General features: G+C 39.9%; 10 protein-coding genes. 5 read left to right on the top strand and 5 right to left on the bottom strand.

The annotated features are described in order from the left end of the window. Nucleotides 1-510: 510 nt before the first annotated feature. The 4 genes from IPI99_03345 to IPI99_03330 all read right to left on the bottom strand — a co-directional run bounded on the left by IPI99_03345 (nt 511) and on the right by IPI99_03330 (nt 4719). Nucleotides 511-1764 carry an insulinase family protein gene (locus IPI99_03345; protein ID MBK7339547.1) on the bottom strand — a complete coding sequence of 418 codons (1254 nt, stop codon included), beginning with the start codon at nt 1762-1764 and terminating at the stop codon, nt 511-513. After that, a complete protein-coding gene (gene fumC / locus IPI99_03340) occupies nt 1765-3171 on the bottom strand; it encodes a class II fumarate hydratase (GenBank protein ID MBK7339546.1) in 1407 nt (468 codons plus the stop codon). Nucleotides 3172-3264: 93 nt separating this feature from the next. Then, nucleotides 3265-3840 (bottom strand): guanylate kinase, encoded by a 576-nt coding sequence (gene gmk / locus IPI99_03335; protein ID MBK7339545.1) that lies wholly within the window; start codon nt 3838-3840, stop codon nt 3265-3267. A 3-nt stretch (nt 3841-3843) separates the two neighbouring features. Continuing rightward, nucleotides 3844-4719 carry a YicC family protein gene (locus tag IPI99_03330; protein ID MBK7339544.1) on the bottom strand — a complete coding sequence of 292 codons (876 nt, stop codon included), beginning with the start codon at nt 4717-4719 and terminating at the stop codon, nt 3844-3846. 637 nt (nt 4720-5356) lie between these two features. Between IPI99_03330 and IPI99_03325 the strand changes: the two genes are divergently transcribed. After that, nucleotides 5357-6265, top strand: a complete 909-nt coding sequence (locus tag IPI99_03325; GenBank protein MBK7339543.1) for a T9SS type A sorting domain-containing protein — start codon at nt 5357-5359, stop codon at nt 6263-6265. Nucleotides 6266-6759: 494 nt separating this feature from the next. On the opposite strand, the gene IPI99_03320 is transcribed toward IPI99_03325, so the two are convergent. After that, complete coding sequence (locus tag IPI99_03320; protein MBK7339542.1) at nt 6760-7314, bottom strand: DUF1697 domain-containing protein; 555 nt, start codon at nt 7312-7314, stop codon at nt 6760-6762. Between the two features lie 459 nt (nt 7315-7773). Between IPI99_03320 and IPI99_03315 the strand changes: the two genes are divergently transcribed. From IPI99_03315 to IPI99_03300, 4 genes are all read left to right on the top strand, one after another. Next, nucleotides 7774-8094 (top strand): integration host factor subunit beta, encoded by a 321-nt coding sequence (locus IPI99_03315; protein MBK7339541.1) that lies wholly within the window; start codon nt 7774-7776, stop codon nt 8092-8094. A gap of 1 nt (nt 8095) precedes the next feature. Further along, entirely contained in the window at nt 8096-8851 is a 756-nt protein-coding gene (locus tag IPI99_03310) for a hypothetical protein (protein ID MBK7339540.1), read from the top strand. Nucleotides 8852-9220: 369 nt separating this feature from the next. After that, nucleotides 9221-10774 carry an Rne/Rng family ribonuclease gene (locus tag IPI99_03305; GenBank protein MBK7339539.1) on the top strand — a complete coding sequence of 518 codons (1554 nt, stop codon included), beginning with the start codon at nt 9221-9223 and terminating at the stop codon, nt 10772-10774. A gap of 33 nt (nt 10775-10807) precedes the next feature. Then, on the top strand, nt 10808-11923 hold the full coding sequence (locus IPI99_03300) for a hypothetical protein (GenBank protein MBK7339538.1): 1116 nt from the start codon (nt 10808-10810) through the stop codon (nt 11921-11923). Nucleotides 11924-11930 lie beyond the last annotated feature (7 nt).

Genomic DNA, 11930 nt, shown 5'->3' with positions numbered 1-11930 from the left:
ATTCTGATCAATTTATTTTTTGCTCCCAATTATTGCATTTGAGATTCGTGGTGGGAATCAAGCGAGAAGCAACCCCAAATTCTAGTGAGGAAGAGCGATTATACCATTTCCATGAATTAAATTGTCTAAAATATTTCAATATTTATAATTCTGTTCCAGACGCAAAACGGAACTGGTGTAGGTCACATCAGGGAGGATTTGTAACAAAGAAGAGGCTTTTAAAGAAGGGGAAAATTGGGCTATTTAATATTTGGTACTATGTACCAAATTGGCTACAAAATCAATGATTTGGAATAAGAACGGAGCATTTAGAAAATATGCTCGTTATCGAATTTCAGTTAGGAGCAATCAAAGATATTAACTTGGGAATTGCAACACATTTATTCAAAGATCTATACCAGGAGTTTTGGTGCAGAATTGACTTGTTATGACTCAAGTACAAAGTCTCCTTACAGTGATTCGTAAAGTAAAAGGACAGTCATTCCGGTAAGAATAATTTCATTGATAAAATTATTCCTCGACTACCTGCTTGCGATAATACATTTTGGTCGCGATATCCCAGCGGAAATATTGTTGAGCGACTCTTTGTATATCTTCTTTTGTCAAGGCAAGATACCTTTCAAGCTCATCATTGATCAGATCCGGCTTGCCCAACCATTCCGCATACGACAAATTAAGCGCTTGGTTGACAACACCCATTTGCGAAAATTGGTAAGCTGTCTCGTTTTTGGTGCGGTATTTGGCCCATTGCCTGTCACTGATCAGCTCTGACTTGTAGCGATCTATGACGCGCATGATTTCACGTTCACCCGTTTCAATGTCAACTCCCTCTACTAATTTTCCTTCTATGATGATCAGTCCCGGATCAGCTGATGCCGTGAGATAACAATCTATTGAGGTAAAAATCTGAAGTTCTTTTTTTAACTCCCGGAATAATATGGAGCTCTTACCTTCAGACAACAGATCAGTTAAAAAATCGAGTGCGTAAAAATCATCTTCCAGTCTGGCTGGTGCAGGAAGTGCGATGAAAATAGCTTCTTCGGGTATGTCTTCATAGTAATTGACCATCTGAATTTCAGTACGAGGATCTTCTTGTGGATAAACAGCATGGTTTTGTGGTCCCGGAGATAGGTGGGCAAAATGTTTTTTCACCAATCCGATCACCTGGTCCGGATCTACATCCCCACATATGGTCATAATCGCATTGGAAGCATTGTAATACCTTGAGTAAAATGCCTTGACATCATCCATAGTTGCAGCTTCAATATGCTCAGGAGTCATGCCTATGACAGCCCATCTGTAGGGATGTTTTTTGTAGGCAAGGGCCATAAGCCTGTGCGAAAACATGCCGTAGGGATTGTTGAGATAATGCTCGCTGAATTCTTCCACGACCACCTTTTGTTGTGTGGCGAGCTCCTTGGGAGGTACCTGAAATCCGGACATCCGAGTCGCTTCAAGCTGAAGCAGCAGCTCCAGATGTTGAGCAGGGGCCACATCGAAATACTGCGTTGTATCTGTATTTGTAAAGGCATTGCTGTCACCACCTGCGCTTTGAATAATCTCATCAAATTCAATGTCCTTGCCGCAATTTGAAAACATAAGATGTTCGAACAAGTGAGCTAAGCCCGTTTTGTCTGCATGCTCATCTCTGGATCCGACACAATACAAAATGCACAGCGATGCCATCCGTGTCGTAGTGTCCGGTTTGACAAGGACACGCATGCCATTGTCAAGTTCAAACCTGGAGTAATTCTTCAAGCCCAATTAGTTTGATTGAATTTGGCCAACCATTTCATCCGGTTTCACCCAGTTATCAAACTCCTCTGAAGTAAGGTAACCCAGGTCTACAGCTGTTTGCTTGAGTGTCTTGCCTTGTTTGTGCGCCGTTTGAGCTATTTCTGCTGCTTTGTAGTATCCGATCCTGGTATTAAGTGCCGTGACTAGCATCAGAGAGTTGTCGAGATTTTTGCGAATATTATCATGTAAAGGAGCGATACCTACTGCACATTTGTCGTTGAAAGACTGACATACCTCACCAATTAGTCTTGCTGAGTGAATGAAGTTATAAATCATCATAGGTTTAAACACGTTCAACTCAAAATGACCGGTTGCTCCACCAATGTTGATCGCTACGTCATTGCCGAGTACCTGAGCCGCTACCATCGTCATGGCTTCGCATTGTGTTGGGTTAACTTTCCCTGGCATGATAGACGAACCGGGTTCATTGTCAGGTATGTATAGTTCGCCGATTCCACATCTCGGTCCTGAAGCGAGCAGCCTGATATCATTTGCAATTTTCATCAAACTACAAGCTACAGTTTTGAGAGCACCATGAGATTCTACGATAGCATCATGTGCTGCCAGAGCTTCAAATTTATTGGGAGCTGTGACAAACGGAAGCCCTGTCAATAAGGCGATATGTGCTGCTACTTTTTCAGCATAATGGGGAGGCGTATTGATTCCTGTGCCTACAGCAGTACCTCCCAACGCCAATTCAGACAAATGCGACAACGAATTTTTAATAGCCTTGATGCCATGATCCAATTGGGCAACATATCCCGATAGCTCTTGTCCAAGAGTAAGCGGAGTCGCATCCATGAGATGGGTGCGTCCGATTTTGACTATGGACATGAATTCATTGCTTTTGACGCGTAGGGTATTGCGCAGCGTTTCCAATCCGGGAATGGTATTTTCTATCAGTACTTTGTACGCCGCGATATGCATGGCGGTAGGAAAAGTATCATTGGAGGACTGGGACTTGTTGACGTCATCATTGGGGTGGATAGCTTTTTTCTCATCGAGTAGAGATCCTCCTTGGAGTACATGTGCTCTATAAGCCACAACTTCGTTTACATTCATATTGGATTGAGTGCCTGAGCCGGTTTGCCAGACTACCAAAGGAAATTGATCCTGAAGCCTTCCTGCCAATATTTCGTCGCATACTTTACAGATCAGATCACATTTGTCCTGGGCTAGCACTCCCAGGTCTCTATTGGTCAAGGCGGCTGCTTTTTTTAGGTAGGCGAAAGCTTGGATAATTTCTGCGGGCATTTTATTGATATCCCTCGCGATTTTGAAGTTTTCTATGGAGCGCTGCGTTTGTGCACCCCAATATACGTCAGAAGGCACCTGTACTGTGCCCATGGTGTCCTTTTCTATCCTGAATGACATGTTTGTAGATTTGATTGGCCGCAAAATTACAATGAAATGAAGCCAATTTATGTATTTCGCAAGGAATGAATACTGAAATGTAGAAGAGGAAATCTAGCGTGCCAGAAAATCTTCTACGAGCACCGATATCATTTTTTGGGCGAGCTCCAAGCGGTCGTTGGTGATCACATAGTCGAAATACTTGGCATATTCAAGTTCTTCTTTCGCTTTGAATAGCCTCTTTTCTATACTTTCTGAAGATTCCGTTCCTCTTGCAATTAACCGCTGTCTCAGCACGTCAAGGCTCGAAGTTTTGATATAAACTGAAAGTACGTTTGGCAAATTAGATTGTTCCAGATTATAAGCTCCCTTGACGTCTATGTCAAACAGAGCAGTCTTGCCGGCTGAGCAGATCCGATCTACCTCAGCATTCAGCGTGCCGTAGAATTGGCCCGGGTACACTTCCTGGTATTCCAGCAATTTACCTTCGGTGATCAGCTGTTGAAATTCATTTTTATTGTAGAAATAATAGTTTATACCATTGGCCTCATGTTGTCTGGGAGCGCGCGTTGTGGCGGAAACCGAAAAATCCAGTTCCGGGTATTTGGCTAACAGGTATTGAGCCAGTGTGGTCTTCCCTGATCCGGAAGGTGCCGTGAGGATGATGATTTTGGGAGATGGACTTTGCATGGTTTAAAGCGCATTATTCAGTTGCTCTTTGATTTTTTCGAGTTCATCCTTCATGAGAACGACGTGTTTTTGGATCAAACTATGTTGAGCTTTCGCACCCAATGTGTTGATCTCACGGCCTATTTCCTGGCTGATGAATCCTAGTTTTTTGGACTTGGAATTTTCATTTTGACTGAGTTCAGAAAGAAAGTAGTCACAATGTTGCTTGAGCCTTACTTTCTCTTCCGTAAAATCTAATCGTTCCAGATAAAAAATGAGCTCCTGTTCAAATCTATTCTTGTCTATTTGCTCGTTGTTAAAATTGAGTTCAAATGCTTTTCGTAATTTGTCTTTAACCTGCCTGTCTCGCTCTAACTCATACTGTTCAACTTGCTTGAGGTGGTCCAGGATAAGTGACAGCCGGAGCGCCATATCCTTACTGATGATACTCCCTTCAATCGTGCGAAAATCATTGAGCTGTTCTATGGCTTCAAGGAGTAATCCTACCACGAACTTGAATTCATCGTCCGATATGAGGGTTTCTTGAGATTCGATGACGTTGGGAAATTTCAAAATAGCATTCAGGATATCTGATGAGCTAAGATCGATTTCATCGGACAGGCTTTTGAGTTGTCTGGCATAGTTGCGGAACAGCTTGTCATTGATGGAGAAATCTTCTTCTTCTGTATCTTGATCGGCATAAATGTTGACATCCAGCTTGCCACGGATCACTTTTTCATTCAGGATCTTCCTGAGTTCCAGTTCTTTCTGACGATAGGACGTAGGCATTTTTAATCTGAAGTCATTGACTTTGGAGTTGAGACAGCGGATTTCTATAGCAATTTCTTTGTCGCCGAAATGTCCCTTGGCATTGCCAAAACCTGTCATGGATAGAAGCATATCTTTTTATTTAAATGTGGCAACGAAGGTAGTTAATATCCCAATGGGAGGTAGGCATTATGTCCTGAGGAAAGTTAAATTTCTTAAAATTTATTGCTTTCTCCTTTCAAATGGAGACTATTCTATTTTGGGATCAGCTGTTGTAGATATCAGCCAGGCAAACCAAATTTGATAAACGCAAAATTTCATTTGCACTTTAAAATGAAATATTCGGTAAAACATGTTTTACTATTTTGTTTTCTTCTGTTTGAGTTAGCCTTGTTTTCGCTCCTGAATCAGCTCATTTATTGTATTGCTTCAGGAAAAGCAGGATAAAATGTTAAGGCAAAGAGCTTAAGTCATTGTATATCAAGTAGGTATTAAGGTCCAATGAAATGTATAGCTTGGACTCAAAAAATTGAACTATATTTGGACAGGATGCGAGAGAAATGAATTAGAGAAACTGAACCTCTGGAATATCTTACCTTTTTGAAATTCAGCTGGAAATAAAAGCTTGAAGTAAAGGCAATCTATAAATTCGATTTTTCACAATAAATTTAAAAAAATAAAAAGGATAGACTTTTTAAAAGGAGCAGGTATTGGCTTTGCCTTACCTATAGAAAAAATTTCAGCATTTTCAAAAAACCGACAAGAATTAATGGAAGCTTGTGTCTTAATTTCAAGCGAAACGGCAGGGCCATTTCCATTGGATTTGACAGAAAACCAAACTTTCTTTCGGCAAGATGTCAGAGAATCTGAACAAGGTGTAAAATTGAACCTAAAATTGAAAATTTTCGGTCTGAATAATTGTGAGCCAATGAGAAACCTAAGAGTAAATATCTGGCATTGCGATAAGAATGGTGTTTATTCTGGATACAATACCGGCAATAATCCTGGAAATCCAAATGGAACTCAACTGCGAGGATATCAATTTACTGATGCCAATGGAGAAGTGGAATTCATTACAATATTTCCCGGGTGGTATAATGGCCGTATATGTCACATTCACTTTCAAGTTTATGTTAGTTCATCCTATTCGGCAATTTCTCAGCTTACCTTTCCACTTTCGGTAAAAAATGAATTAAATTCAAGTAATTCCTCACTTTACCCCAAGGGTGCCAATCCTTTGAGTTTTGCTCAGGACAATATATTTGCAGACGGTCATGTGTATCAGCTCACCACACTTGAGGAGAATTCAAATACAGGAGAGTATCACTCGTTTCTTGAAGTAAGTGTGCAGGGCAATGGAACCACAGGGATTGGGCATATCGAAAGAGAGACTTTCAAAGTTTTTGAGTTAGAGCAAAATTTCCCTAATCCTTATCAGACCAAAACACTGATTCCGTTCCGATTGAAACAAGCATCTCATGTGAAATTGGAGTTGTGGGATCTAAATGGAAGGAAGGTCGCAACTTTACTCAATGAAAGGAAAGAGTCTGGAGATTACCAAATTGAAGTAAATCCGAGTAAGTTGAATATCCCAAACGGAAATTATGTTTACCAACTCGAGGCAGTAAATTCAAATGGTGTATTTCGACTGCCAAAGATGATGACGCAGCAGAAATAGATGGAAGTGAATTGGAGCTAAACTTCAAGACCAAAAATTATGGACAAGGTGTTTGATTATCTGAATAGTATTAATTGTATTCTAAAAACTAGCTTAGACAAATTCCGGAGATAGAAAAGAATAATTTAGTATTAGTTTCAAATGAATGGGTGTATATTATCTAAAAGTGAACTTTACCTTACCACATTCCAATTTTTATGGCGAAATGCCTTTCGATGATGGATCAGTAATCTTCTATATTTTACTTGAAGTAGATTGTATTCTGTTTGTATTCACTTGTCAGATGAATTTGATCCAACTATCAAAACATAGTTTTATATTTAAATTGATTTTATTTCTGAGAGTATACAAGCGTTTGAATCAATTCGGGACACTAGTAAAAAGCATTTTTCCGGTGGTTATGATATTAAACTATCTCTTCCACTTTTGAATTGGTCCTACCATATATTTGCCCCTATTATCTCAGTTTAATTTGAAGCAATACTAATGATGGTTTATTTTTTCTTCAATTCTGTAGCCAAGTGAATAAGCTCGTTTGTTGTCTTCCAGTTTCTGCTGGTATTTACGACTTTAAGGATTTTATCAAGAGTATTGGAGGAGTATTTTGTGTTTCCATATCCTTCTGGGCAATACAGGTATATTACTTTTTGCTTGATGATGATTTCATCTGGTGGGGATTTGATTTCTAAGAGTTTAGTTTGATTTTCCGTTTCAGGTAATTGCTTTAGAAAGCTGATGTGCATCTTCGATGTTGATTTCAATGGGTCGATTAAAAATGGATTTTCGTCTCTGGCTTTTTCCAGATCGTTCAATTTAAGGGTGATGACTGGAACTTCAAATTTATAATTGTTAAAAATTGTTTTTTCAATAATTCCGTTCAGACTTTCTATGTTTCTTTCTGAGGATTGATAGACGAGATTTCCACTTTGGATATATGTCTTAATTTGTAGAAGTCCTGCTTGAGTCAGTAAATTTCTCAGATCTTCCATTTTGATCAAATGCTTTCCACTGACATTGATTCCCCGCAAAAGGGAAATATAAGTCTCCATGATCTTTCTGTTTTTATACAAATTACAACAAATGGCGGTTTTAGATTATGATTTTTAAAGATATCGCACTGGGTTTTAATCAAAAAGGCGTAATTTTAAAGAATTGATTTAAATGGGCTACGACTGAGTTATAGACAGTTTTGGGTGCTGGAAGAATTCGAGCAGATCAAGAAAGCTTACTTTAAAAGGTTCTAGTGCAAGAATACTGAGCTTAACGTGTGTGCATGAGGCAGTTTTTAGAAGTAATTTTCTGTCACTTTTGGGACAGTTTGCAGTATTAATGGAAGCCAAAAAGGAAGCCGATGGTGCCCGGATCCGCTGCCTATCTGCTTGATATAGAAAAAGTTATAATGACTTTTTACTAGAAAAAAGCTGAAAAAATTTTGTAAACTCGATAAAATTGCGAAATTTGCACCTCTCTTTGGGGAAGCTTTTTATAACTTGTTAAAAATCAAGCGAATGAGAAAGGCAGACTTAGTGTCTTTAATATCTGATAAATCTGGAGTTCCAAAAGTGGACGTTTTAGTCTCTATGGAAATGTTCTTTAAAGAAGTTAAAAATTCCTTGGCCCAGGGAGAAAATGTGTATATCAGAGGGTTTGGCTCATTTATCGTTAAAAAAAGAGCTAAGAAAATCGGTCGTCACATCAAAAAGAATGTGGCAATAGAAATTCCGGAGCATTTTATCCCATCCTTCAAACCTGCAAAGGTGTTTGTGGACCATGTCAAGTTGGGAAAGGAGCCGGAAGGAGCAGATTACGATGATGAGATAGAGGATTAATATGAAGCCTTGGGTACTCGCTACCATTTGCTTCATCTTCTTGGTGTTGAGCGCGGTTTTTCTCCGCATGAAACCTGATCAACCTGCTAAGCCCAAAGTACCAAAAGTTTCTCAGACTGAGAAGCCGGAGTTACAGATAGAGCAGTATAAACTGCCGCGAATTCAGAATGCTGAATTCATTAGACTAGAAAAATTGTGGAGTGAATCCACTGCGGGAACGGCTGTTTGGCAGGAACGTGGCTGGGAAGTCTCTAACTGGCTGAATAAAAACGGGATGCAAGTAGAAGCAGCTCTCTTCGCTGCAAGAATTGCTTCAACCCAAGCCAATGAACAGAACTGGCAGAAAGTCACTGAGTACGGATTGCAGTATTTTATGTCTGCAAAGCCGGATCTCAGGCAAGATACTTTGACATTGTTGTCAGAGATCGCTTCAAAAAAAGGCCTGGAGTTGAATTCTAAAAATCCGGCGTTTCGAACAGCGATTGTTATGCAGGATTTTGAAAAGAATCCAATGATAGCCGTGACAGCGCTTAAGTCTATAGAGACTGAGTTTCCGGACTACGATCCGGTCCAAAAAATACTGGTGTCGCTGTCATTGCGCTCCGGACAATGGGATAAGGCAGAAAAAAGGTTGCAAAATCTGATGCGCAAACTTCCAAAGGACCCGATTGTAAATTGCCTCATGGTTGATTTGTTGGAAATGACAAATCGATCCTCTGAAGCAGAATCATATTTGATAAATTGTTTTAAAAAATAAAAATTATGCCTTGCGGTAAAAAAAGAAAAAGACACAAAATCGCTACACACAAGCGTAAAAAGCGCCTAAGAAAAAATAGGCACAAAAAGAAGAACAGATAAAATCATTTGCGGGACGAAAGTGCCTCTTCAGATTTAGGCGCTGGGACAGTATATTACCGTATATGGCCTTCCCAAGTAATCCCGCGGCAATTCCGACTTGCCTCTCTTCTGATTCATGAAGTCTGGCTGTCTAAGGTATTGCTGCTTTTTCGATATCAATCGATCTTGACCCAAAACCGATAAGAAATATCAACTTGGGATTTCAATCCTCTGTTCTGTCACCTATTTACTGAAAGAATCACCTCAGGCCCGCAAGAAAGCCAGGTGCATGGAAAAAGAACTAATCATTTCCGTTTATAATTCTGTCGTAGAAATAGCCCTTCTCGAAGATAAAATGCTTGTCGAATTGCACAAGCAGAAATCTAACACGCAGTTCAATGTAGGTGATATATTTCTGGGCCAAATCAGAAAACTGATGCCCGGACTGAATGCTGCTTTTGTGGATATTGGGCACAAAAAAGAATCATTCCTGCATTATACAGACATGGGCCCCCAGATGAGTTCAGTATTGCATTATACCTCATTAGTCACTAATGGGTCTTATTCCAGCCCCATGCTGGATCAATTTGAACTCCAACCGGAGATTAACAAGAATGGGAAAGTAGCCCAAGTCGTAGACAAAAGAAATACAGCATTGGTCCAGATTTTAAAAGAACCAATTTCCACCAAAGGTCACAGGCTCAGCTGTGAAATCACAATTCCAGGTAGATACCTGGTCTTGACCCCTTTCATGAACAGTATTGCCATCTCCAAGAAAATTGCAAATACCGAAGAACGAAACCGACTTTTCCACCTGATTGAAAGCATCAGACCTAAGAATTTTGGTGTTGTTGTCCGTACAGCTGCAGAAGGAAAAAAAGTTGCTGAACTGCATGAAGAAGTGAATGCTTTGGTTGAAAAATGGAAGACCATCCATGAGCAATTGTTCAAAGCAAAACCTCCTGTAAAGCTCCTGAGCGAACTCGACAAAACGAGCAGTCTTATTCGCGACCTTCTTAATAAAAGCTTTTCCAGAATAGTAGTGAATGACAAAGATATGCACGACAGCATCTCGCACTATTTGGAAGCTAATATGCCGGAAAAATCAGGGATTCTTCAATACTACAAAGGACCAAGACCCATTTTTGATGCCTATGGGATAAAAAAACAAATCAAGTCCTCATTCGGCCAAACATCCACTTTGCCCAGCGGTGCTTATATCGTTTTGGAGCATACCGAAGCCATGCATGTCATAGATGTCAATTCAGGACCCAAAAGTCAGCGCCTCGATCAGGAAACCGCTGCCCTCCAGGTCAACACTGAAGCTGCAGCTGAAATCGCCAGACAGCTGAGGCTTAGAGACATTGGTGGATTAATTATCATTGATTTCATCGATATGAAGAACAATGACAGCAAGGCCACTCTCTACAACAAAATGAGGGAGTTTATGGAAGCCGATAGATCCCAACATACCATACTTCCTCTCAGTAAATTTGGTCTCATGCAAATCACCAGGCAACGCGAAAAACCTGAGATGAAGATCAATACTGCCGAGACCTGCCCTTCTTGTGCTGGTACTGGGAAAATAAATCCAAGTATTCTCATTCTCGATCAGATAGAGCGAGATCTGGACTTCATTCTGAATACAAGACCACCTAAAAGCTTGATCCTGAAAGTACATCCTTTCATATATGCCTATCTCACAAAAGGCATCTTCAATTATAAATGGAAATGGTATCGAAAGTACCACAAATGGATCAAAATTGTAGAAGATAATGATTTGCCGATGATCCAGTTTAGCTTTTTTGATGGCCCTGATGATGAAATCAAACTAAATACCTAGTAGACTCGTTTATCAACAATTGATCTCCAAGAAATGAAAAAATATATCATCATCGCAAGTGTAGTCCTGGCAGGATTGATGGGATTTATCATACTCAATTTATCTTCTCCCTCAACATACAAAACTGAAAAAGAGATTAAAGTATCAGGAAACTATGCACTCGCATATATTATCCTCAATGGTGTCAACGATTGGCCAAAATGGTATAGTTGGCAAAAAGAGGATCCGGCTATGAGTTTTACTCCTGGAGGTCGAGATGTCAATGTTGGCGCAAGTTTTAATTTTAAGGGCCCGGTTATAGGTGAAGGAACCACAATTATCCAGGAATCTTTGAAGGACTCTTTGATTACCGCTAAAATAAGCTCAAACAGACTGCCTTCTGATTTGCTTTGCAGTTGGAGCATTTTGCCTGAAAACAATGCTTCAGTTTATGTGACATTTCGGGCAAGACTAGCTAAGCCAATACCTTTTTATAAGAGATATTTCTATAAAAGTCTGGACAAACAACTGGAAAAGAGATTTGACAGAGATCTTGCAGGTATGAAAGATTATATGGAGGGATTGATCAAAACTCAGTTTGGAATGAGCAGGGAAGCTTATGATGAGAAATACTACGTTGGAATACGTGAACCTATAGTCAACAGTAAAATACCTTCTTTTTATGCACGAGTTTACCCAAAAATTTATGCTTATCTGGATAGCTTGAACATTACGCCAACTGGACCTCCGGTTGGATTGACCTATGATTGGGATGGCGAGAACAATTATGTCTATATCATGGCAGCTCTTCCTGTACCCAATAAAATAAAAGTTAGACCGGGATTCGAATGTGAAAAGGTAGGTGGGACACAGTGTATTAAACTCGCCCATTACGGATTCTATAGTACACTTCGCAATGCTCACGTTAAGCTGGACTACATTGTTCGAAACCTGAACTTACAATTGGATGCTCCAATTATTGAAGAATATGTGACCAGCCCTTCTCAGGAACCTGACACAAGCAAGTGGCTCACGAATATCTATTATTTGATCAATTCTAATCCTGGCAATACCAAAGCTTTCCAAAACAGAAGCTACGAAGACATGATCAAAATGCAAGAGCGTGAGAGACAACAAAAACTCGAGGAGTACAATAGACATCCGCAGTAGTGAACTG

Source organism: Saprospiraceae bacterium (genome assembly GCA_016710235.1).
GTDB lineage: Bacteria > Bacteroidota > Bacteroidia > Chitinophagales > Saprospiraceae > Vicinibacter.
The sequence above is the reverse complement of the archived record's forward strand: the minus strand, read 5'-3'. Positions and strand labels throughout refer to the sequence as shown.